The organism is Staphylococcus pasteuri (assembly GCF_030547725.1).
GTDB lineage: Bacteria > Bacillota > Bacilli > Staphylococcales > Staphylococcaceae > Staphylococcus > Staphylococcus pasteuri.
In genome coordinates this window covers 243350-268230 of sequence record NZ_JAUOQO010000001.1, presented here as the reverse complement: position 1 = coordinate 268230, position 24881 = coordinate 243350, and the positions used below count along the sequence as shown (strand labels likewise).

Here is a 24881-nt window from a genome sequence, read left to right as displayed (position 1 = left end):
TCTTTTTTTAATAAGGTATATAATTTTTCATAATTATTAAACCACAATTATATCTTTATAATTTATTGAAAGATATCGAATTGAAGGAGTTGTTATTCATGGATATAAATCATTTAAAAGAATTTATACTTCTTGCAAAATATGAGAATTATCTTAAGGCTTCACAAGAATTGTTTATAGCACAGTCAACATTATCAAAACATATGACTGCTTTGGAAAATGATATAGGACATCGTTTAATTGATAGGACTAATAAGAAGATAGAATTAACTGAATCTGGTAGTCTATTTCTTCATTATTCTAAACAAATTTGTCAAAATGAAGAGGAATTAAAGAAACATCTTTCATTAAAAGATGTAGATGATATAGTAACAATAAATATGGGCGCTTCTCGTTTGATGATTGAATATGGTATTACGGAATTGGTATCTCAATGTGTGAAATTATATCCTAAGGTTAGATTTAAAATTACAGAAGGCTCGGAGATAGAATTAAAACAAGCTATTGATCAACAAAAACTTGATATTAGTTTTATTAGAGAACTTTCTCCGGCCAAAAGTAATAATAGTTTTGTATATATGAAAGAACAACTTTGTGCAATTGTTAAGAATACACATCCTTTAGCTAACCAAGATGAAATATCATTAGAAATGTTAAAAGATGAACAACTTTATTTGCCACCTGATTTTACAGTAGAACACCAAGCCTTCCTCAAATGTTGTGAGAAAGAACAATTTTATCCAATTATTTCATTTACTGCTCCTCGAATGGAGAATTTATTAGAAATGGTTAATATTAATGAAGGTATTGCATTGATAATGGAGCATCAAGCCCGTTTTTATTTAAATGAATCTTACAAGTTAATTCCATTGAAGCCGGAAATTGATTCTTATATTAATTGTAAGTTACATCATGACTGCCCAGATTCAAAAGAATTAGAGAACTTTATGTCTATTGCCCGTCAATATTCAAAAAATTAAAGAAGGTAAGTCAAGAGACCAACGACTTAATATACGTTTCTAATTCAGAATACAAACACCTCTAAAATCGAATTGATAGTGCTTAGTTTCCTCGCTATGATTAAAATTATATTAATTAAAGGAGGAAACTTATATGAAAAAAGCCCTAGCCCTAATGTTAACAGCTAGTTTATTGCTAACTGGATGTGAGTCAAATCATCACGATGATAATCAAAGTAAAACTCATACAAAAGGCGTGAACGTTTCAAAGACAAAGGTTAAAGACTATAAACAAGCATCATCTAAACTAAAGATTGATAATACAAAATGGAAATATGATAGTAAAAATAAAGTGTATTATCAATTAAATATAAGTTATGTAAGTCATCCTCAAGCTAAAAATGTTGAAAAATTAGGTATATATGTTCCTGCTGCGTATTTTAAAGGTAAGAAAAATAAAGATGGTACATATACTGTTACTGTAAATAATGAAAACAAAGTAAATGGTTATTCAGCTAAAAATGCACCATTAGTGTATCCGGTTAATACACCGGGTTATGCTGAACAAAGTGCACCAACTTCATATAAATATAGTAATATTTCAAAATATATGAAAGCCGGATTTATATATGTAGAGGCTGGATTAAGAGGACGTAGTATGAATATCGGAAATAGTTCCAGTAGTTCATCTAATAAATCATATGAGTATGGAGCTCCATGGGGAGTTACTGATTTGAAAGCGGCTATTCGTTATTATAGATTTAATTCTAATGAATTACCTGGTAATAGTGAAAAAGTCTACACATTTGGTCACAGTGGTGGTGGCGCACAAAGTGCTATTGCAGGAGCATCTGGAGATAGTAAAACATATTATAAATATTTGAAAAAAATTGGCGCAGCAATGACTGATAAAAAAGGGAAATATATTAGCGATAAAATTGACGGTGTAATGTCTTGGTGTCCTATTACAAATTTAGATGAAGCAGATGCAGCATATGAATGGCAAATGGGGCAATATACAAACAGCAATAGTAGAAAAAACAAAACATTCCAAAAAGCATTATCTAATGATTTAGCTCAATCATATGGATCATATATCAACAAATTAAATTTAACTACTAATGGACAAAAATTATCACTTAATAAATCTAAACAAGGTTATTATACTGAAGGTTCATATGCAAAATATCTAAAAAAAGAAGTTGAAGAATCAGCTACTGACTTTTTAAATAATACTAAGTTTCCTTATAAGAAAACAGATAATCAACAAGCTGGAATGGGTCAAAGTAAGGCACCATCTAATGGTCAAAAGCCAAAAGGTAAAGGTGCTATGCCAAAAATGGGCTCTCAATCAAATAACAAAACATATAAAACTATGGATGCTTATCTTAAAGATCTGAATAAAAAAGGTAAATGGATCACTTATAATAAGAAAACTAAGAAAGCGCATATCACTAGTCTTAAAGACTTTGCCAAATATTATAAAACACCATCTAAATCAGTACCAGCATTTGATGATTTAAAACGTAGTCAAGCAGAAAATAATGTATTTGGCACAAATGGTAATCATACAAAACTACATTTTGATAAAACAACGGCTAAATTGTTAAAACAAAATCAAAGTAAATATTCAAAAATGAGTGGCTGGAAAAATAAATATGTAGATAATTATAATGATGACTTAAAACAAAAAGATAAACTTAACCAATCTGTAGAAACACGTATGAATATGTATAATCCGATGTACTATTTATCTAATTATTATAAAGGATATGGAAAATCAAATTTTGCGAAACATTGGAGAATCAGAACGGGAATTCAACAAGGCGATACAGCATTAAATACTGAAACAAATCTGTCATTAGCTTTAAAACAGTATGTTGGAAATAAAAATGTTGATTTCAAAACTGTATGGGATCAAGGCCATACAATGGCAGAAACTTCAGGAAATAGCGATACTAATTTTATCAAATGGGTAGAAAAAAATAATAAAAAATAAAGTGACAATTGAACCTGAAACGTCAAATAGATGTTTCAGGTTTTAATTTATACTAAAAAATAACGATATATCGTTGACTTATTTCGATATATCGTTTATGATACTGATATATCGAAATAGAGAAAGGTGATTAATATGTTTAATAGAAATGAAAATAGAATGAACGGTCATATGAGAAGATTTGAAGGATTTGGTATGAATGGAGGACCTGGTAGAGGACCAGGACAGTTTGGTGGCTTTAGACAAATGAATGGCAAAGATAGATTTTTTAAAAAAGGAAATCTTCAATATGTCATTTTACAAATGTTACAAGAAGAACCAAGACACGGGTATCAAATTATTAAAGATTTAGAAGGAAGATTCAATGGATTCTATGCACCTAGCCCAGGTTCAGTATATCCAATATTACAAATGTTAGAAGATAGAGATTTTGTATCTATTCATAAAGAAGGAAATAAAAAAGTATATTCTATTACTGATGAAGGTACTCAATTTTTAGAAGAAAATCCTGAAAATGAAGACTTTAAGAAACGAATGGAACAATTTAAAAATGCTGATTTTGAAGGAATGAAAGCAGCACGTAAACAACTACATGAAGTGTTTAAATTATTTATGGAAGCATCACAACAAGCAATGAATGATAACGAGAAAAAAGAAAAATTTGATGCGATTATTAAAGAAACTAAAGAAAAATTAGAACAACTAACTAAATAATAGATAAGAATAAAAAAAGACACGTGATTTAATCACGTGTCTTTTCTATATTAATATATTAGTTTTTATTAACTGAAGCATCATAGATTGAATCTACTGCGTCACCTAATGCTTTATCGAATTCTTCTTGTGATTGACTAGCTCTTAAGTCACTAGCTAATGCACGAGAGAAGCTTGCGATAAGATCTTCGTTGTCTTTTAATAATTTATTAGCTTCATCTCTGCTGTAACCGCCTGATAATACTACAACACGTACAACATTTGGATGTTGAGCTAATTCTTTATATAAGTTAGGTTGAGTTGGGATAGTTAATTTAAGCATAACTAATTGATCGCTGTCTAAATTGTCTAAACCTTTTTTAAGTTCATCTTTTAAGACATTTTCAATTTCTGCTTTATCTTTAGCGTTGATATTTACTTCAGGTTCAATAATTGGAACTAAACCTTTAGCGATAATTTTTTTAGCGAATTCAAATTGTTGTTCAACAACATCTTTGATACCTTGTTCATTTAATTCTAAAATGTTTGAACGCATTTTAGTACCGAAAATATGACGTTCATTAGCACGATCTAAAGTGTCGTCTAAATCGTCAATTGGTTTCATTAATTGAACACCGTTTTGTTCTTCAGCTAAACCTTTATCTACTTTTAAGAAAGGAACAACACCTTTATCAGCTAAATAGTCTCCAGTATATTTACCTTCAACTTCACGATCCATAGTTTGTTCGAAAAGAATCGCACCTAAAATTTTATCAGCTGAGAATGATGGTGAAGTTACAACGCGTGTACGCATATCATGAACAAGTTTGAACATTTCATCATCATTGCTATATTCATCTTCATTAATACCATATTCTTTTAAAGCTTTAGGTGTACTACCACCACTTTGGTCTAATGCTGCAATAAAGCCTTTACCGTTCTTCATTTTTTCTAATTGTTCTTTATTCATACTTTCCACTCCTTAACTTAACTTTCATCTACAGTATGATAAAAATTAATCTGATTCTCAAGCGATTCAACTTATAAATTTCAAGAAAATTACACTATAATAGTATAAAGTCAAAAAATCGACTTATAATAATGTTCGTAAAGGCGGTGGGGATGATGTGTAGAAGAATACTAATCATTGGTAGTCCGGGAACAGGTAAATCAACTTTAAGCAATCTACTTAGCCATCAAATGAATTTACCACTTTATCATTTAGATGACATATTTTGGAAAAATTCAATTTCAACTATAAGTCAACAACAATTTATTAGTGAAATTCAGAAAATAATAATGTTAAATAAATGGATTATTGATGGAAACTATACAGATACTTTAGAAATGAGAGTGTGTAAGGCTGATACAATAATTTGGTTACAAGAAACAAGAGTAAAGTGTATGTTGAGAGTAGTTAAAAGATATATTAAACATGTTGTAACCAATAAAAATGTCGGTGCGAATCCTAAAACAATGAGTATAGAATTTCTAAAGTACATATGGGACTTTCCTAAAGAAAATTACGAAAAAATAAAAGCGATTAAACGTCAATATCCAGAGAAATTATGGATTATTAAATAACCAACAATTATTTCCGATAATTTATGTATGTAAAATACAAATTAAATGATGCAATGTGCTAATATATAATTAAGAAAAGTTTTCTTTAATTTAATATATTGTTTAAAAACATAAAATGGTTAAGAAATCTTTTTTAATACACATAAGGGGTTTAGGGATGAATCATAAAAAATTATGGGTGACATTAGCAGCAAGTTCAATAATTATCGCAGGTTGTAGTAATGGTAGCAATAATGGCAACAATGATAATAAAGATACTAATAAATCAGAACAAACAGCAAACCAAAAGAATAAAGTAGCATACCCTAAAGATGGTGTTAAAGGTATTTATGTTACGAGTAATTCAACACAAGGTGAGAAAATAGATCAATTGATTAAATATGTAAAAGATGCAAAATTAAATGCAATGGTTATCGATGTTAAAGATGACGAAGGAAATGTCACTATGAAATTTAATACAGGTAATAAATTGATAGATAAAAATACGATGGATATTGCAGAAGCAAAACCATTATTGAAAAAATTGAAAGATAATGATATTTATCCCATTGCTCGTATAGTCACATTTAAAGATACTAAATTAGCTAAAGAACACCCAGAGTGGTCATTTAAAGAAAAGGACGGCTCAGTTTGGCAAAATGGCAAAGGAGAAAGTTTTGTTAACCCATTTGTCAAAGATGTTTGGAAATATAATGTAAACATTTCAAAAGCAGCCGCAAAAGCCGGATTCCAAGATATTCAATATGATTATGTTAGATTCCCTGAAGGTTTTGAAAATGAAGCAGATCAATTAGATTATGATAAAGGCGATTATAAAAACAGTAAATTAAGTAAAGGTGACCAACGTGTAGATACGGTCACAAATTACTTAGAATATGCACATAAAGAATTAAAACCGTATAAAGTTAGAATATCTGCAGATGTTTTTGGTTATTCTGCACTAGTAAAAAATGCGCCAGGAATTGGACAAAGTTTCCCTAAAATCTCTAAAAATGTTGACGCTATTTCTTCAATGATTTATCCGTCTCATTGGAGTCCGGGTGATTTCGGATTAGAAGCGCCAGATACAGAACCATATAAAACAGTAAATAGATATATTCAAAAGGAAAATAGTATTTTAGATGAATTAGGTAAGAAAAAGCCAATTTCAAGACCTTGGATTCAAGACTTTACTGCTTCTTATTTAGGAGAGGGAAATTATAAAGAATATGATGCTCAAGCATTATCTGATCAAGTCCAAGCTTTAAAAGACAATGGTGTGAATGAATTCTTATTATGGAATGCAGGTAATGACTATACTGAAGGCGCTAACTTTAATCCTAAAAAAGGTGAAAACCAAGATAAAGATTATCAAAAGGATAAACAAAATAAGTAGAAATTAAAAACACCTCTTGTGGCCAATTAACCACAAGAGGTGTTTTACAATCAATAATATTGAATTAGAATAACATTTGATCGCTACCGAACGTATCATTTAATGCTTGTTGAGCTAATACGTTTAAATAGTTCCAAGGACGGTCATAATCTGGTTGGAAGAAGAAGTCTTGTACTGCTAACTGTTCTAAAGTATAACCAGCAGAGATTGCAATAGAAATAGTATTAATTGCTTCTGTAACGTCTTCTTTAGACATTAATTGAGCACCTAAAATTCTATGACTATCTTCATCAAATATCACTTTCATGTGAATGTCTGTTTCATCTTGCATGAATTTAGGTCTAATAAGTTCTTTGACATATTTTTCACCTAAATTACCATCATAGCTGTCTTTTTCAGTTCCGTGAACACCAGTTTGACCAAATTTATAATCAAATAATTGTAATCCTGAAGTACCAGAGACACGTGGCATTTCTACGTCATGACCTAACATATTTTTAGCAGCAGTCACACCTTGACGTCTTGAATTAGTAGCTAATGCAATATAACGGTCTTCTTCAATAGGTGCGAATGGAACTAACGTAGCGTCGCCACCAGCATAAACATCTTTAGCTGAAGTTTCTTGTTTATGATTAATTTCGATAATACCTTTATTACCTAGTTTAATTTTGCCGTCTAACCATTCAGTAGCAGGTGCAACACCTACAGCTATTAATACTGTATCCGCTTCATATTCATTTTTATCAGTTACTACTTTATTTACATTACCTTCATTGTCGCCTTCTAAAGCTTTTACTGATTCGCCGCCAATAAATTCTAAGTTATGTTCTTTACTATTTTGTTCTAAAATATCAGTGAACTCAGAATCTAAATAGGTATTTAAAATACGTTCAGCAACATCGATAACTTTTGTTTCAATACCTGCTTTAGCAAATGCCTCTGCTGCTTCAATACCGATATAGCCGCCACCAACTACAACAGCTTTTTTAGCATTAGGCATGCGTTTTTTAATTTGATCTGCCCATTCGCGACCACGCATAAATAGTACGTTGTTATATTTATCTATACCATCAAAAGGTGGTGCAACGGCTTTACCACCGGGACTTAAGAATAATTTATCATAAGATACTTCTGAACTATTGCCATCTTTTTCAACTGTAACTGTTCTATTATCTGTATCTAAATCCGTTACAGTACTATTAACATGAATATTAACACCTTGGTCTTTGTATGATTGTTCGTTTGCATAGTGTAAAGAATCTAAAGAAGGTGATACATCTTCTAAATAGCTTTGAATACCACAAGAAAGGAATGAAGGTTTGTCACCACTTTCGAATACTTCTATTTCTGCATTTTTATCTTCTTTTAAAATAGTTTGAATAACTTCGTAACCTGCATGGGATGTACCTACAATTACATATTTCATTATTACATTACCTCCTAATGTATTTATATATATAAGCGTTTATATATTGAATTTGTCTACAAATAATATATACCACGACATAGTTTTTTTATTCAGGTTGTTCTAAAATAGTAGGCATTTTTCAAAAATTCGTCACTATTTAAATGAGAAATTATATAAAAAATAGAGAGCTATCATTTTAAAAACGATAACTCTCTACATATATATATATTGAATTTATGAGGTTTTTCTTAATTGTCTTTGGCTGATAAGTATTGTACCTGCAACAAGTGACAGACCAGCTAATGCTTCATTAGGTAGTATATCTTTTTGGCCAGATTCAGGTAGTTCATCTGATTTTACATGACCAACATAGTAAGCATTTAACTCTTTTGTACTGTCTACAGATGTATTTTCTTGTTTAGCATCTTCTTTTTCGTTATAGGATTTTGAACTAATACCTTGTGCAGTATAATTATCTTTTGAATTTAAAGTACTATATTCTCCAAAGTTACCACTTTTATATTCAACTTCACCATTTTTATATACTTTATATGTTCCAACGCCAACACCAGATTTATTGTTTATACCAATGATGAAATATTGTCCTTTATCTTTAACTTGATTAAAGTTTTGCAAGTCGGGATTACCACCACTATTTGTCATAGCCTGTTTTGCCACTTGGACGGCATTGTTTGTTGTGACTTCCTCAGCTTTAGCTTCACTAGCAAATGATGTTGAAAAGAGAACAGCAGTTGCTAAAACAGTTGTTACTAGTATAGAGCGTTTCTTCATAATGAAAACCCCATTTCCAATTAGTGAATGATTTAATATTTCTTACATCAATAGTGTACCACCCATTTTTTATAAATAGGCTAATTTAAAGTAATCAACACTTAAACTTTAAGTTATGTTAAAGAACTTAATAATTCATACAGATGGGACTATAACGATTTAAATTGATATTGAAAACAATACTATTGTTAAAGTTATGTAAATTACAACTATTGTGTAAATGGATATATGTTTTTGAAATAATGTAGTTTATAATAAAATTATAATGTAATGTATATACAAAAATAACAAAGGGGATTGTTTAATGAAAAAGGTAGCAGGGGCTTTATTAACAGCATCTTTACTTTTAGCAGGGTGCAGTTTTGGAAATAATGACAATGACAAAGGAAGTTCTAAAGTATCTGATGACTCAACTAGTGAGAGTAATAGTAACAGTGATAATAAATCGAATAACAATCAATCTTCACAATCTAGTAGTAGTTCAAATAATTCATCTTCAAATCATTCAAAATCACAACAAGAAGATACAAACTCTGAAGAATATTATGCTAAAGTTTGGTTAACTGCGCTAGATAGTTATAGAGGTTCTAAAGAAAGCCAATTTGAAGATTTAGAAATCCAACATGGAGATGCGTCAAATGGGCTCGTTAATCCATACATGCCTAAAAATTCTGCTCGTTTACCAGAAGGTACTCAAGTATTATTACCGAGTGTTAATGCAGCAGGTCAGGTTGTATATAAAAATAACAATGATGGCACAATCACACTTTATAATGTTCCATCACATTTCCAAGGAAAAGAATGGGTTACACCTAGTTATTCCGATAGAGAAACACAAAGAATTATAGATGAAGCGAAAACAGTTAAATTATATGATGCGAGTCAATCCGAAATTGATAAAATGTTAAAATACATGTCATCTGAAGAAGTTAAAGGTTTTGGAGAACCTATTGATGAAAATCAAGATTTTAGTGAATCAGACGATTCTGATGATAGTGATAGTTCTTCAGATTCTGAAGACACAACTGTAACGCGTGATAACGTGATAGATAAAGTTGAAGATTATGAAGGTCACAAATTAGATACTGACACATACACATATAAAGAACCAGAAAAGAATAGTGATGGAGAGTGGGGCTTCTCATTCACTGATAAAGACGGTGACCTAGCAGGATCATATATTGTTGACGAAGATGGTAATGTTACTAAATTATGATGAAAATGGTGACGAAGAATAGAAAAAGTTAAATAAGCTAAAAAAGGTCGATGCATGAATTTGCGTCGACCTTTTTGCTTTATCTATATTTATTGTTCCTACTAATGAAACTGATACTGATATACATTAATAAAGTGAAAATAATATGTGCAATCATCCACCACATGTATTCTAACCAACTAAATGTGAAAAATGATCTTTGAGCAATACTAATAAGTAAAGGGTACATAATTACAAATATAATCATTAATGGTAGATAAGCTAAATGATAAAAATGTTTAGAAATATAATACAAAATCACAAAAACAATATAAATGCTAATACCAATAAATAGGTGAATAATTATCTCCATCCAAGTTGGTACATTTTGAGGATTAGTTAAAAAATCTATATTAAGTAACAATTGAGTTAAGTGCGTATGTTGTAAAAATAAGTCTATAACGACATTACTTATTAATAAGATAAAGGAAATGATTATAGCACTTAAAAAATGGTATAAAATTTTTAAAATAAATAACACATCCTAACAGTTATTTGATAGTAATGATTTCCCTATTTACTACTATTTATACACAAATATTTCAGTATAAATAGTAGTTATGATTATTTTTAGTTAGAATTTTCGGAAAATATTTACAAATCTGAAAAATATTAGTATATTGAGTACTATCATCAAATCGAAATCATTTTATAACTGAGGAATAATGAATATTATTTTATCTAATTAATTAACAGTAATGAAGTGAAGTTCAATCATGGAAGGATGATTTGATTATGAGTAAAGCGCACGACTTAATAAAAGAAGATGAGCAATATTTTGCTAAATCTGGAAGAATCAAATATTATCCTTTAGCCATTGATCATGGCTATGGTGCAACATTAGTTGATGTTGATGGCAAAGAATACATTGATTTATTAGCTAGTGCAAGTTCACAAAATGTAGGGCATGCACCAAAAAAAGTAACAGATGCAATTAAAAAACAAGTCGACAAATTCGTACATTACACACCTGCTTATATGTATCATGAACCATTGATTCGTTTGTCTAAAAAATTATGTGATATTACACCAGGTGACTACGAAAAAAGAGTGACATTCGGTTTAACAGGATCAGATGCTAATGATGGCATTATCAAATTTGCCCGAGCATATACTGGTCGACCATATATTATTAGTTTTACTAATGCCTATCATGGCTCAACGTTTGGGGCTTTATCCATGTCAGCGATTAGTTTGAATATGAGAAAAAGTTATGGACCGTTATTGAATGGTTTTTACCATATTCCATTTCCTGATAATTATAGAGGTTTATTTGAACAACCCGCTTCAAATACTGTAGATGAATATTTAGCACCACTTCGAGAAATGTTTGATAAGTATGTCCCAGCTGAAGAAGTCGCTTGTATTGTTTTAGAAACGATTCAAGGCGATGGAGGTTTATTAGAGCCAGTTCCCGGTTATTTCAAAGCTTTAGAAAGTATTTGTAGAGAACATGGCATACTCATTGCTGTAGATGATATTCAACAGGGATTAGGTCGCACAGGTACATGGAGTTCAGTTGAACACTTTGATTTTACACCTGATTTAATTACATTTGGCAAATCATTAGCTGGTGGATTACCTATGTCAGCTATTGTTGGCCGTAAGGAAATTATGGAGACACTAGAAGCTCCGGCTCATTTATTTACTACGGGTGCTAATCCTGTTAGTTGCGAAGCGGCATTGGCGACGCTTGAAATGATAGAGGAAGAACATTTACTTGAAGCAAGCACTGAAAAGGGTAAATATGTGCGTCAAACAATGGATCGATGGGTAAAAGATTACGACTGTATCGGAGATGTAAGAGGTATAGGATTATCAATAGGTATTGATGTCGTATCTAATTCTATAGAAAAGACACGTGATCCAGAAGCTGCATTAAAGATTTGTAACTATTGCTTTGATAAAGGCATAGTTATTATCGCAGTTGCAGGTAACGTATTAAGGTTCCAACCTCCATTGGTTATCACATATGAACAGTTAGATTATGCTTTAACTACAATTGAAAATGCGATAAAAGCATTAAATAATGGAGAATTAAATCAATATGAAATAGAGGGCCAAGGTTGGTAATCTATAGTGAAAATATCTAAAAAAAGAGAGTTCCACAAAGTGAATTAAACTTCGTGGAACTCTTTTTTTATGTTTTTAAGATTTTTTAGGTGAGTGATATGCATCGTCACGGTCTTTTTTAGAATGTCTCATTCCATAAAATAGATAAATGATTATACCAACAATAAACCAAATTAATGTATATAATTTAGCTTCAAAACTTAATCCCCAGAATACTAATAGAACAAGGATAAAAGTTACTGCTGGTAATACTGGATACAATGGTAACTTAAACGATGGAACAGGTAAGTCTTTACCTTCACGTTTTCTAAGTTGATACATTGCTAACGAAACAAACATAAATGCTATTAATGTTCCAGCTGAAATTAATTGTGCTAAGAAAGCAAATGGGAACATTGATCCAATAATAACGGCGACGATTGTTAAAATAACTAAGGATCTATTTGGTAAATGTTTGTTGTTAAGTTTTCCTAACCAAGCAGGTAACAAACCATCACGTCCAAATGAATATAGCAATCTTGAACCTGCTAACATCATTCCAATTAAAGCAGTAAACATACCAATAACTGAGATAGCTTGTACTATAGCTGCAATAATACCATGACCACTTTCACGTAATGCCCAACCTACAGGCTCAGCATTATCAGCGTATTGACTGTAATGGAACATACCTACTAATACTAATGCTACCGCTACAAATAATACGACAGCAATGACTAAAGAACCTAAAATACCTCTAGGCATTGTTTTAGAAGGGTTAACCGCTTCTGCAGAGTTAGCAGCGATTGAATCAAATCCAATATATGCTAAGAAAATCATAGATACGCCAGCATAAATACCTTGCCAACCACCGAAATCACCTGCATCAGTTACTTTATGTTCAGGAATAAATGGAACATAATTGCTAAAGTTAAGGGCAGTTAAACCTACAATTACAAATAATATGATAGCTAATACTTTTAAAATTACTAAAATATTTTCCATACGAGCAGCTTCACTCATACCTCTTGATAAAAGTAATGCAGTTAAAATAATAACAATGGCAGAGACAATATCAATGACACCGCCATTACTACCTAATGGATTCGATAATGCTTTAGGTAATTCTATACCAAGAGGCTTAATTAGACCCCTTAAATTGGCCGAGAAACCAGATGCAACGAATGCAACGGCAATGAAGTATTCTGCTAATAAGGCCCATCCTGCAACCCAACCAAAGAATTCACCAAATAAGACATTGATCCATGAATAAGCAGAACCAGCAAAGGGCATTGTAGAGGCCATTTCTGCATATGTAAATGCAACTAATCCGGCTACAATAGCTGCTAATAAAAATGATAGAGCTACTGCTGGACCTGCATGTTCCGCAGCTACTACCCCAGGTAATGTAAATATTGATGTGGAAACGATAGTACCCACACCTAATGCAAGAAAATCACGAACACGTAAAGTTCTTTTTAAATGACCATCTTTACTTTGATAGATGGAAGGATCTTCTTTTTGTGTTAAACGTTTAAAAAAACTAGACATACTAAACCTCCGTAAATAAATGAGTTATATTTAACTGTCATTTTAATAATTTATATAATAGCATAAATCGTTTATATTTTGTCTAAAAATTCTGAAAAATTAAAACTTTCCGTTTTAATTGGAGGATATTGTTGACAAAATATTCAAATATAAAAGGATAAACTTGATTATAACAGAAAATAACCCTATAAAAAGTATTTTTTTAATAAATGTGAACTATATTTTAGCTTTTTACAATTTATTCTTTACAATAGAGTTATATTGAACTTTCAATAAAATAAAGATTATCACGTTTTAATATTTTAAAAGTAAAAAATAGAGGCGATAAATGTGGCTTTAGAAAAATTTATTAGAGAGAACATATATCAAAGTAAAGAAATTGCCGTACTTCTTACCTTTGTAGGCGGATATATTGATGCATATACCTTCTTAACTAGAGGAGGCACACTTGCAGCCGGACAAACAGGAAACATTATATTTCTTGCTTCAGAGTTATCACATAGTGATTTAAATGGAGGAATGTTAAAAATTTCGTCAGTCATTTCATTTATGGTTGGTGTCATGTTCGTCTCTTTAATCCATCATCAAATGGCAACACGATATTGGAGATTAGTATCTTTAGTGCCTATCACATTAAGTTGTATTATTGTCGGGTTTTTACCTACTTCTGTTTCAAATTTATATATTCTCCCTCCACTAGCATTTGGTATGGCAATGCTTACAACATCTTTTAGTAAAATTGAGGGGGAAGGATATAATAATACCTTCTCTACAGGAAACATTAAGAATGGTGTCATTGCATTGAGTGAGTATATGTTAAATAAGGATAAGGCTCAATTGAGAAAGGCTCAACTTTACATTAGAATAGTATTAAGCTTTATTATTGGTGCCATTGTCTCAGCAGAAGTTCAACTATTTTTAGGAACTTATGCCATATTAGTTGCGGCAACAATATTGATAGTCATTTTTATATTTTACAGTTCATTAATTTATAGAAGAGAACATACAGCTGAATAACTACTAAACTTTAATTTAAGAGGTAAAAGCTATGGAAATAAAACAAATCAAATACTTTGTTGAAACAGTCAGACGTGGTGGTATGACACAAGCATCAGAACATCTATATATCGCACAGTCAACGATAAGTAAAGCAATCAAAAGTATAGAAAATGAATACGATATAACATTATTCGATCGTTCTCAAAAGCAAATCAAACTGACAGATATTGGTCAGACATTTTATGATAACAGTTTAGAATTTTTAGCGTTATTTGAAAAACTATCATTAGAGATGAATGATGTCATGAATGTGCAAAAAGGACATATTAGAATAGCCTTGTCACCAATGATGAATGTTCAATTATTTACTGATAGTTTGAATCAATTTCACCAGTTATATCCGAAAGTGACTTATGAAGTCATGGAAGGTGGAGGTAAAATAGTTGAGAACCTCACAGAAACAGATGAAGTAGATATTGGAATTACGACGTTACCTGTCGATGCATCATTATTTCATTCAGTTTCACTATATAATGAAGAGTTATTGTTAGTGGTTAGTAAAAATCATTCACTAGCACAACAAGAAAAAGTCGATTTAGCTGAACTTAAAGAGGAAGAATTTGTATTGTTCCATGATGATTATTATCTTAAAGATCAAATTATTGAAAACTGTAAGCGACTAGGATTTTATCCTAAGACTGTAGCTAATATATCTCAAATTAGTTTTATAGCGAATATGATTAGTCAAGGTATCGGAATTAGCGTGGTACCAGAGAGTTTAGTTCGTTTAATGGGAGATAATGTAAAAGCATTACAATTAGAAAATGCAGATTTATCATGGCATCTAGGTTTAATTTGGAGAAGAGATGCATATCTTAATTTTGTAACACGTGAATGGATTCAATTTATAAAAGACTTAAGAACGAAATAGACATTTAATTTAATATCAGAACAGTAAAAAATACTTTAATGGACATGTACATTGAAGTATTTTTTCTATTACTTTTTTCTATATCAAACCTATTCCTTTTTGGAATGTTATTAATCGAAATTATGTATTTTATTAATACTTCGCAAACTACTATAATTAAGTGCGTAGGGAACTTAAAACCAACAAATTAGTGACGTTAACATCATTTGAACCCTTGTATGTTTACACACAAATATTAATAAAGTATATTTAAAATGAAAGTGGATTATATGTAATTAAATATATGTATGAGGCGATAACATATGCTTTGTATTCAGTCTCATCAAAAATGAAGGAGTTTTTCGATATGAAAAAATTTGGTAAAAAAGTTGTTTTAGTTGGAGATGGCTCAGTAGGATCTAGTTATGCATTTGCAATGGTAACTCAAGGTGTTGCAGATGAATTCGTAATTATCGATATTGCTAAAGATAAAGTTAATGCTGACGTTCAAGACTTAAACCACGGCGCACTTCATAGTGATTCACCAGTTGTCGTTAAAGCTGGAGAATATAGTGATTGTAATGATGCAGATTTAGTTGTAATTACAGCTGGAGCACCACAAAAACCAGGTGAAACACGTTTACAATTAGTAGAGAAAAACACAAAAATCATGAAAGATATTGTAACTAGTATTATGGATAGTGGTTTTGATGGTTACTTCTTAATCGCTGCAAATCCAGTAGATATCTTAACTCGTTATGTTAAAGAGTTAACTGGATTACCAGCTGAACGCGTTATCGGTTCAGGTACAGTATTAGACTCTTCAAGACTTAGATATTTAATTAGTAAAGAATTGAATGTAGCACCTGCAAGTGTCCACGCTTCAATTATTGGTGAACACGGTGATTCTGAATTAGCTGTATGGTCAAAAGCCAACATTGCTGGTATTTCAGTTTATGACACACTTAAAGAACAAACTGGTAGCGAAGCTAAAGCACAAGAAATTTATGAACAAACAAGAGATGCTGCTTATGAAATCATTCAAGCTAAAGGTTCAACTTATTATGGTATTGCACTAGCATTATTAAGAATTTCAAAAGCATTATTAAATAATGAAAACAATGTATTAACTGTATCTTCACAATTGAATGGTGAATATGGATTTAATGGTGTATATGTTGGTGTACCAACTTTAATCAATGAAAATGGTGCAAGCAAGGTTTATGAAACACCTTTAAGCGATCATGAAAAAGAATTATTCAAACAATCTGTTGAAGCATTAGAAACAACTTATGATTCAGTGAAACATCTTTTAGATTAATCTATCAGAATATACTTTAAATATTTTATCAAGTAATGGGGAATCATTTTCACACTGATGTTATCGTCACGATAAAATAAATATGTGAAAAATGGAAGGAAATGAATAGCATGGCAGACAAACAATATACCGCAGCCGATATGGTAATTGATACTTTTAAAAATAATGGTATTGAGTACGTATTTGGTATTCCAGGTGCAAAAATTGATTATTTATTCAATGCATTGGAAGACGACGGACCAGAACTTATTGTAACGCGTCACGAGCAAAACGCGGCAATGATGGCACAAGGTATAGGACGATTAACTGGTAAACCAGGTGTCGCACTTGTTACAAGTGGTCCAGGAGTGAGTAACTTGACTACTGGATTATTAACAGCAACATCTGAAGGAGATCCCGTATTAGCATTAGGAGGACAAGTTAAACGTAATGACTTACTTCGTTTAACACATCAAAGTATCGACAATGCTGCTTTATTAAAATATTCAACAAAATATAGTGAAGAAGTTCAAGATCCTGAATCTTTATCAGAAGTTATGACAAACGCAATGAGAACAGCGACATCAGGTAAAAATGGTGCAAGCTTTATTAGTATTCCGCAAGATGTCATTTCAGCACCAGTTCAATCTAAAGCAATCGCACATTGTGAAAAACCTAGTCTTGGTATTCCAAGTGAACAAGATATTAATGATGTGATTGAAAAGATTAAAAATGCTGAATTCCCTGTTTTACTTGCTGGTATGAGAAGTTCAAGTGCTAACGAAACGAACGCAATTCGTAAATTAGTTGAAAAAACCAATTTACCAGTTGTAGAAACGTTCCAAGGTGCTGGCGTGATTAGCCGTGAATTAGAAAATCATTTCTTTGGTCGTGTAGGATTGTTCCGTAACCAAGTTGGTGATGAATTACTTCGTAAAAGTGATTTAGTAGTTACAATAGGTTATGATCCAATTGAATATGAAGCAAGTAACTGGAATAAAGAATTAGATACTAAAATTATCAATATTGATGAAATTCCAGCAGAAATTACTAATTATATGCAACCAATGAAAGAATTAATTGGTAATATTGCAGGAACAATTGAAATCATTTCTAACAAAGTTGATGAACCATTTATTAATCAACAACATTTAGATGAATTAGAAAAATTAAGAGCGCATATTATTGAAGAAACTGGTATTAAAGCAACACATGAAGACGGTGTGTTACATCCAATCGAAATTATCGAATCAATGCAAAAAATGCTGACTGATGATACAACTGTGACAGTGGACGTAGGTAGTCACTATATATGGATGGCTCGTAAGTTCAGAAGCTATAATCCAAGACATTTACTATTCAGTAATGGTATGCAAACATTAGGTGTTGCTTTACCTTGGGCTATTTCAGCTGCACTTGTAAGACCAAATACACAAGTTGTTTCAGTTGCTGGAGATGGTGGTTTCTTATTCTCAGCACAAGATTTAGAAACAGCCGTGCGGAAAAATTTAAATATCATTCAATTAATTTGGAATGATGGTAAATATAATATGGTCGAATTCCAAGAAGAAATGAAATATGAACGTTCATCAGGTGTAGATTTTGGTTCAGTTGACTATGTAAAATATGCCGAAGCATTTGGTGCTAAAGGAATACGTGTCACTAACCAAGAAGAACTAGAAGCAGCTATCAAAGAAGGATATGACACTGATGGTCCAGTATTGATTGATATTCCAGTTAACTATAAAGATAACATGAAGCTTTCTACAAACATGTTACCTGACGCATTTAACTAATAAAGATGAACACGAATTAGGAGTGAAATTGTTTATGACTAATGTCTTATACCAACACGGTACATTAGGAACATTGATGGCAGGATTACTAAAAGGGACTGCATCAATTAATGAACTATTAGAACATGGTGATTTAGGAATAGCAACACTTACTGGTTCTAATGGGGAAGTAATATTTATTGATGGTAAAGCTTATCATGCTAATGAACATAAAGAATTTGTTGAATTAAAAGGCGATGAATTAACACCTTATGCTACAGTAGCAAAATTCACAGCAGATACGACTTATCAAACTAAAGATAAATCATCTGAAGCGGTCTTTAATGAAGTGAAAGAAAAAATGCTTAGTGAAAATTTATTCTCAGCAGTAAAAATTTCTGGAGTTTTCAAAAAAATGCATGTACGTATGATGCCAGGTCAAGAACCACCGTATACTCGTTTAATTGATTCAGCACGTAGACAACCTGAACAAACTGAAACGAATATCAAAGGTTCTGTAGTTGGTTTCTTTACACCAGAATTATTCCATGGTGTAGGTTCAGCAGGTTTCCATGTTCATTTCGCTAACGATGATCGTAACTTTGGTGGTCACGTATTAGACTTTGAAGTCGAAGACGTTAAAGTTGAAATACAAAACTTCGAAACATTTGAACAACATTTCCCATCATATGATGAAACATTTACAAATGCTGATATTGATTATAAAGATATTGCAGATGAAATAAGAGAAGCTGAATAATTATAGTAAAACTGAGGCGTGATAGATCACGTCTCAGTTTTTTTGTTTGTCTATAAAAATAAATTATTGTGAACTTGAATTTTGAATAATACGTTGTTGATAGCTAGATAAAAATGAATAAATAGTATCTAAATAAGGCGTATGTAATTGATGTTGTCGTGCCTTATTGTATATATAGCCCTGTATTGCTTCCATTTCTAAAGGCCGATCTGACATGATATCGTAATACATACTTGTTCCCATTTGATCAGGATAACCTTCATATATTGTCATAATAGAGTTTAGCGTGCTTTCATCAAAAGTGATTCCCTCAGCATTTGCTACTGTAATACCCTCTGAAATAATTTCTCTACAAATATGTTTAATATGAGCTGAATGCAAAATTTTAGCTGTATCACGACCTACTGCTGTTATTGAATTAATTCCTAAATTGACTAATAGTTTATACCATATTTTTTGTTCAATATTATCTTCAAGTATTATTTCAATTTTAGTTTTGTTAGTTAACTTTTGTAATTGTCTTGTTCTTGGTGTATCTTTCAAATGAAGACAATAGTCTCTATAATGCACGATATTATTATTGTTTTTCTGACCACTAATATAGACTACAGCTTGATATGCATGTTCATAAGGAATTTTCTCTAGATATCCATATCCATTTTGAGCAAGGATAATTAATGTATTTTCATGTATGATTGAAGTTAATTTTGAAAGTACAGAATCTAGTTGGTATGTTTTAACGGCAATGAATAGTACATCAAGAGGTTGAATTATATTCTGATAAGGTGTAACAGACATTATGATTCCTTCTTTTTCATTTTCTGGGAAATAATGTAATTCTTGTCTTTTTTTACCAATTAATAAAGTGTCAGGATATTTCTTTTGTAATTCAATAACTATAGTCGTTCCAACAGCTCCAGGACCAATAACACCAATTGTCATAATATTTATGCTTTCCTTTCTTGATTAGATTCATTATACTATTGCTAATAATATAGGAAATTGAGGATGAATTGAATTGAAAACTTTAGCTCAGTTAATTGAAATGAAACAAATAGGTAACAAAATTTCAATGGTTACTGCTTATGATTTTCCTAGTGCAAAACAAGCACAAGAAGCAAATATAGATATGATACTAGTGGGAGATTCCTTAGGGATGACTGTGTTAGGTTACGAAAGTACAGTTCAAGTTACAATAGATGATATGATACACCACGCAAAAGCCGTACGTCGTGGAGCGCCAGACACGTTTGTAGTCGTAGATATGCCAATTGGTACGGTTGGTATCAGTGATGAGCTGGATTTACAACATGCTTTAGATTTATACCAACAAACGAACGCAAATGCGATTAAAGCGGAAGGTGCACATTTAGCAACGTTTATAAAAAAAGCGACAAGAATGGGTATTCCCTTTGTAGCACATTTAGGTTTAACACCACAAAGTGTAGGCGTAACAGGATACAAATTACAAGGTAGTACTAAAGAAGCAGCATTACAATTAATTGAAGATGCTCGCCTTATGGAAGAATCAGGTGCAGTTGCGCTAGTTCTTGAAGCAATACCTAGTGATCTTGCCCAAGTAATTAGTGGAAAATTGACGATTCCAGTCATAGGTATCGGTGCAGGAAAAGACACTGATGGGCAAGTATTGGTTTATCATGACATGCTCAACTATGGTGTTGAACGTCATGCAAAATTTGTTAAGCAATATAGTGACTTTTCAATTGGTATTAATGGTTTAAAACAGTACAATGAAGAAGTTAAATCAGGCGCATTTCCCTCTGAAACACACACGTATAAGAAAAAAATTATGAGTGAGGTAAATAACAATGACTAAAGTGATAACAACGGTAAGTGAAATGCAAAATATTGCTAAAGAATATAAGACACACGGACAAACGATAGGTTTTGTACCTACTATGGGTGCTTTACACGAAGGTCATTTGAAAATGATGGAATTATCATCAGAATTTAATGATGTAACTGTAGTGAGTATTTTTGTTAATCCGCTACAATTTGGACCTAATGAAGATTTTGATGCATATCCTCGCCAAATTGATAAAGATGTTGAAATGATAGAACAAATTGATGTCGATTATGTGTTTTATCCAAGTGTAGAAGAAATGTATCCTGATGAACTAGGTGTAACACTTAAAATTGGTAAATTAGCACATGTACTTGAAGGTGCACAACGTCCGGGACATTTCGAAGGTGTTGTAACTGTAGTTAATAAATTGTTTAATATTGTAAGTCCAGATTATGCTTACTTTGGTAAAAAGGATGCGCAACAACTGGCAATCGTAGAAAAAATGGTCAAAGATTTTAATCAGCCAATTGAAATTATAGGTGTGGATATTGTTCGAGAAAAAGATGGATTAGCAAAAAGTTCAAGAAATGTTTACTTAACAGTAGAGGAAAGACAAGAAGCGGTTCATTTAAGTAAGAGTTTGAAATTAGCACGTGAATTATATAATAATGGAGAACGCAATAGTTCAGTTATTATAGATGAAATTACTCAATATTTACTTGATTACACAAGTGGTCAAGTAGATGAAGTGGCTATCTATAGTTATCCAGAGTTAGAAGAACAAACTAAAATTGAAGGTCAAATCTTTATTTCATTAGCCGTTAAATTTTCAAAAGCACGTTTGATAGATAATATAATAATTGGAGCTGAATAAGTTGATAAGAACAATGATGAATTCTAAAATTCATAGAGCAAGGGTGACAGAAGCTAACTTAAACTATGTTGGCAGTATCACGATTGACTCAGATATTTTAGATGCGGTTGATATATTACCAAATGAAAAGGTTGCAATCGTAAATAATAATAACGGTGCGCGCTTTGAAACTTATGTCATTGCTGGTGAAAGAGGTACTGGTAAGATTTGCTTGAATGGTGCTGCAGCTCGTTTAGTTGAAATAGATGATGTAGTTATAATTATGACTTATGCTCAATTAAATGAAGAAGAAATTAAGCATCATGCACCAAAAGTAGCTGTATTGAATGAACATAATGACATCATTGAAATGATACATGAAAAAGAAAACACAATTGTTTTATAACAGTGATAATTAAATATATAAATGCAAGTCCTAACAAATTAGTATAATTTATTGTTAGGACTTTTTAAATATTAATAAATAAAATAAAAATAATATAGAATAGGGTGTTGAAATGTAATATAATCTATCTAAATAGTTATAGTGGAGGAATTAAAAATTCATGAAATGTCTTAATTGTGGTCAGAATTATCAACCAGAAGATCGATTTTGTGTTCAATGTGGTGCAGAAATAATTAAACCAGATGAAGCGACACAAAACGTTCCAACAGCATCTACAATGACAGAGGACCAACAACTTCAAAGTACTTCAAAGCAATCTCAGAAAAAAGATGATGTTAATAATGAACGTCAATTATATAAAAAGACGACATCGGTTCATCAAACAACGAGAAAGCGATCTACACTTGAAGAAAATGACTCATTTGTTGAAGAAATAACAGATGATAATATGTCGTCAATGGAATATTTCTTTAAAGATTTACAAATTGAAGGTAAAAAATTCTTCACCCATGTATTTAAATCTGTGGATGATATTTTTGAGAATCAAGTCACATTTAATTATCGTTTTTTATTATCATTAGTATGTATAGGAACGTTATTGAGTACTTTACTAATAATCATTTTATCTTCAGATTTATTTTTATTTATGGCAAGCAGCTCACCTTTAAAGATAACTTTCTATATATTGATGATAATGTTAGGTAGTACAACTTTATCAATTGGCGTGTTGTATAGTGTTTTGAAAATAAGTTTAAACACGAAAGTCCAACTTCACAAGGTTGTGTCTGATTTCATTGTCGTTAATACGTTTTCAGTTATAACATTATTAATAGGATTGATATTAGCTATACTAGGCGTAACAAAATTAGCTATCATTATCTTAGTTGTTGCTTGTGTTATGTTATATATCATTTCACCGTCATATATTTTGGCTAAATATAGTGTTATGTATAGTACAAAAATCGCAAGCATATATAGTATCATTATCTATCAATTGGTAATGACAATTTTAGTTTATTTATTAGGTCATATGATTATAGAACAATTAATCAACGATTATCTTATGAAATTATGGGATAGTGGTTTTAATGGCTTACTGTAAACAATGCAAGAAACCTATGTATATTAATAATGATTACTGCACAAGATGTTATCATTCTATGTTAGCTACAAAAAAATATACAGAAAGATATTCGCATCAAATTCATGCTTCTCATGCGTCTAAAAGGTATCGATTTCGCAAACCTAAAAAACCATTGTCACTTATAATACTGGTACTTTGTTTGATGACGATCATATTAATTAGTATTTTATCTTTCTATAGATTAGAAAACGCACTAGATAAAAAGGTTCAATTATTTTCAGATGCAATCGATCATAAAAATACGGACCAATTGATTGAATTAGTAATATCCAATAATCAACAATTAACAAATGAAGAAGCTAAGGCATATGTATCTTTGATCAATTCATTTGGTGGTAATAAAAAATTCTTACATCAATTAACATCGGCAGCATATCATTTAAAACAAAATAAAGGTAAAACACAAGATGTTGAATTAGAAGGAGTGACAATCTTAACGATACATCAACAGATTCATTTATTCGGTTTGTTTAAAAACTTTCAATTTGAAATACCACGATTTAACTTTACATTAGATGCTAAAGATAATGGTAAATTGACATATCGTTTAAATAACAAAAAGTATAATGTTCGTTTAGTAAAAGGTCATATCGTTAGTTTAAATGCTGTACCTTTAGGTGAATATAAATTAGACGCAACTAAAAAAATCGGAAATCGTACATATGACGGCAATATTATTTTTAGTTTGAAAAAATATGGTACTTTAGCTAAAGAAGATTTTAGTGAAAAACGATTTAAAGTAACAACTAAAAATAGTTATATGTTTAATAAAATGGATTTAGTTATTAATGATAAAAATGTTGGTAGATTAAAAGACTATATTACTTATGGACCTTTTAGTGGAGAAGATGACTTGCTTGTTTATGGTGTAGGTTATGTAGGGAACCAAGCATTTAAATCAAATGAAGTGAATGTACCATCTATTAATAGTGATGAAAGTCCTGTTAATGTTGTTCTTACATTTAATGAAGCAGAAGTATTTAGTCAATCTGATCATCAACTAAATAAGAAAATACATAAAAATAAATAATAACAATTAAGAACCTGGGACATATCTTTTAGAAAAATGGCTAGTAAATGAGTTTATCAAAACTCGTTTACTAGCTTTTTTATTTACAATATATCGTATTTTTGTGTGACTTTAAATTAAAAAATAAAACGCTTTTTATATTAGGACTAATTGTGTTACCAACTACTTACTATCTATTAAAAAATATTTTTTTAGTAAAAATATCTATTAAGGTATTTGATATATCTAA

At 31.0% G+C, this 24881-nt stretch carries 22 protein-coding genes and 1 pseudogene; 17 read left to right on the top strand and 6 right to left on the bottom strand.

Annotation, left to right across the window (positions count from 1 at the left end; all coding sequences use genetic code 11):
• Positions 1–98 precede the first annotated feature (98 nt).
• The 3 genes from Q4528_RS01235 (at position 99) to Q4528_RS01225 (ending at position 3672) form a co-directional block, all read left to right on the top strand.
• Positions 99–980 carry a LysR family transcriptional regulator gene (locus tag Q4528_RS01235; RefSeq protein WP_303520222.1) on the top strand — a complete coding sequence of 294 codons (882 nt, stop codon included), beginning with the start codon at positions 99–101 and terminating at the stop codon, positions 978–980.
• Between the two features lie 133 nt (positions 981–1113).
• The gene (locus Q4528_RS01230) at positions 1114–2958 is read left to right on the top strand and encodes a subtype A tannase (RefSeq protein ID WP_046466964.1); all 1845 of its coding nucleotides are present in this window, start codon (positions 1114–1116) and stop codon (positions 2956–2958) included.
• A gap of 135 nt (positions 2959–3093) precedes the next feature.
• Positions 3094–3672, top strand: coding sequence for a PadR family transcriptional regulator (locus tag Q4528_RS01225; protein ID WP_046466965.1), 579 nt, complete (start codon positions 3094–3096; stop codon positions 3670–3672).
• 58 nt (positions 3673–3730) lie between these two features.
• On the opposite strand, the gene Q4528_RS01220 is transcribed toward Q4528_RS01225, so the two are convergent.
• Positions 3731–4621, bottom strand: coding sequence for a fructose bisphosphate aldolase (locus Q4528_RS01220; RefSeq protein WP_017636636.1), 891 nt, complete (start codon positions 4619–4621; stop codon positions 3731–3733).
• A gap of 155 nt (positions 4622–4776) precedes the next feature.
• Here Q4528_RS01220 and Q4528_RS01215 point away from each other — a divergent pair, with 155 nt between their 5' ends.
• Both Q4528_RS01215 and Q4528_RS01210 read left to right on the top strand, forming a co-directional pair.
• Positions 4777–5235, top strand: a complete 459-nt coding sequence (locus Q4528_RS01215) for a P-loop NTPase family protein (RefSeq protein WP_046466966.1) — start codon at positions 4777–4779, stop codon at positions 5233–5235.
• A gap of 157 nt (positions 5236–5392) precedes the next feature.
• Positions 5393–6610, top strand: coding sequence for a putative glycoside hydrolase (locus Q4528_RS01210; RefSeq protein ID WP_232159553.1), 1218 nt, complete (start codon positions 5393–5395; stop codon positions 6608–6610).
• 64 nt (positions 6611–6674) lie between these two features.
• On the opposite strand, the gene Q4528_RS01205 is transcribed toward Q4528_RS01210, so the two are convergent.
• Positions 6675–8036 (bottom strand): FAD-dependent oxidoreductase, encoded by a 1362-nt coding sequence (locus Q4528_RS01205; RefSeq protein WP_046466968.1) that lies wholly within the window; start codon positions 8034–8036, stop codon positions 6675–6677.
• Positions 8037–8252: 216 nt separating this feature from the next.
• Entirely contained in the window at positions 8253–8810 is a 558-nt protein-coding gene (locus Q4528_RS01200) for a hypothetical protein (RefSeq protein WP_017636632.1), read from the bottom strand.
• Between the two features lie 304 nt (positions 8811–9114).
• On the opposite strand from Q4528_RS01200, the pseudogene Q4528_RS01195 reads away from it, so the two are divergent.
• Positions 9115–10048: pseudogene (locus tag Q4528_RS01195) on the top strand (YdeJ family lipoprotein).
• Positions 10049–10105: 57 nt separating this feature from the next.
• On the opposite strand, the gene Q4528_RS01190 reads toward Q4528_RS01195, so the two are convergent.
• The gene (locus Q4528_RS01190; protein WP_072291833.1) at positions 10106–10537 is read right to left on the bottom strand and encodes a hypothetical protein; all 432 of its coding nucleotides are present in this window, start codon (positions 10535–10537) and stop codon (positions 10106–10108) included.
• 263 nt (positions 10538–10800) lie between these two features.
• On the opposite strand from Q4528_RS01190, the gene Q4528_RS01185 reads away from it, so the two are divergent.
• On the top strand, positions 10801–12138 hold the full coding sequence (locus Q4528_RS01185) for an aspartate aminotransferase family protein (RefSeq protein WP_017636630.1): 1338 nt from the start codon (positions 10801–10803) through the stop codon (positions 12136–12138).
• Between the two features lie 75 nt (positions 12139–12213).
• Here the strand turns inward: Q4528_RS01185 and Q4528_RS01180 are convergent, their stop codons facing one another.
• Positions 12214–13668: an APC family permease gene (locus Q4528_RS01180; protein ID WP_029055948.1), complete on the bottom strand. Its 1455-nt coding sequence runs from the start codon at positions 13666–13668 to the stop codon at positions 12214–12216.
• A gap of 330 nt (positions 13669–13998) precedes the next feature.
• Between Q4528_RS01180 and Q4528_RS01175 the strand changes: the two genes are divergently transcribed.
• The 5 genes from Q4528_RS01175 to budA all read left to right on the top strand — a co-directional run bounded on the left by Q4528_RS01175 (position 13999) and on the right by budA (position 19412).
• Positions 13999–14685: a YoaK family protein gene (locus tag Q4528_RS01175; protein ID WP_303520213.1), complete on the top strand. Its 687-nt coding sequence runs from the start codon at positions 13999–14001 to the stop codon at positions 14683–14685.
• Between the two features lie 31 nt (positions 14686–14716).
• Positions 14717–15598: a cidABC operon transcriptional activator CidR gene (gene cidR / locus Q4528_RS01170; RefSeq protein WP_017636627.1), complete on the top strand. Its 882-nt coding sequence runs from the start codon at positions 14717–14719 to the stop codon at positions 15596–15598.
• 346 nt (positions 15599–15944) lie between these two features.
• Positions 15945–16898, top strand: coding sequence for an L-lactate dehydrogenase (locus tag Q4528_RS01165; protein WP_017636626.1), 954 nt, complete (start codon positions 15945–15947; stop codon positions 16896–16898).
• 110 nt (positions 16899–17008) lie between these two features.
• Positions 17009–18673 carry an acetolactate synthase AlsS gene (gene alsS, locus Q4528_RS01160; protein ID WP_017636625.1) on the top strand — a complete coding sequence of 555 codons (1665 nt, stop codon included), beginning with the start codon at positions 17009–17011 and terminating at the stop codon, positions 18671–18673.
• A 34-nt stretch (positions 18674–18707) separates the two neighbouring features.
• Positions 18708–19412 (top strand): acetolactate decarboxylase, encoded by a 705-nt coding sequence (budA, locus tag Q4528_RS01155; protein WP_017636624.1) that lies wholly within the window; start codon positions 18708–18710, stop codon positions 19410–19412.
• A 63-nt stretch (positions 19413–19475) separates the two neighbouring features.
• Here budA and Q4528_RS01150 read toward each other — a convergent pair whose 3' ends face one another.
• Entirely contained in the window at positions 19476–20354 is an 879-nt protein-coding gene (locus Q4528_RS01150) for an oxidoreductase (protein WP_046466969.1), read from the bottom strand.
• A gap of 76 nt (positions 20355–20430) precedes the next feature.
• On the opposite strand from Q4528_RS01150, the gene panB reads away from it, so the two are divergent.
• The 5 genes from panB to Q4528_RS01125 all read left to right on the top strand — a co-directional run bounded on the left by panB (position 20431) and on the right by Q4528_RS01125 (position 24652).
• Positions 20431–21249 carry a 3-methyl-2-oxobutanoate hydroxymethyltransferase gene (panB, locus tag Q4528_RS01145; protein WP_046466970.1) on the top strand — a complete coding sequence of 273 codons (819 nt, stop codon included), beginning with the start codon at positions 20431–20433 and terminating at the stop codon, positions 21247–21249.
• Positions 21242–22093, top strand: a complete 852-nt coding sequence (panC, locus tag Q4528_RS01140) for a pantoate--beta-alanine ligase (RefSeq protein WP_017636621.1) — start codon at positions 21242–21244, stop codon at positions 22091–22093. The genes panB and panC overlap by 8 nt, the downstream gene beginning before the upstream one ends.
• A 1-nt stretch (position 22094) precedes the next feature.
• Positions 22095–22478 (top strand): aspartate 1-decarboxylase, encoded by a 384-nt coding sequence (gene panD, locus Q4528_RS01135; protein WP_017636620.1) that lies wholly within the window; start codon positions 22095–22097, stop codon positions 22476–22478.
• A gap of 160 nt (positions 22479–22638) precedes the next feature.
• Positions 22639–23580 (top strand): zinc ribbon domain-containing protein, encoded by a 942-nt coding sequence (locus tag Q4528_RS01130; RefSeq protein ID WP_046466971.1) that lies wholly within the window; start codon positions 22639–22641, stop codon positions 23578–23580.
• Positions 23581–23764: 184 nt separating this feature from the next.
• Complete coding sequence (locus Q4528_RS01125) at positions 23765–24652, top strand: TcaA second domain-containing protein (RefSeq protein ID WP_046466972.1); 888 nt, start codon at positions 23765–23767, stop codon at positions 24650–24652.
• Positions 24653–24881 lie beyond the last annotated feature (229 nt).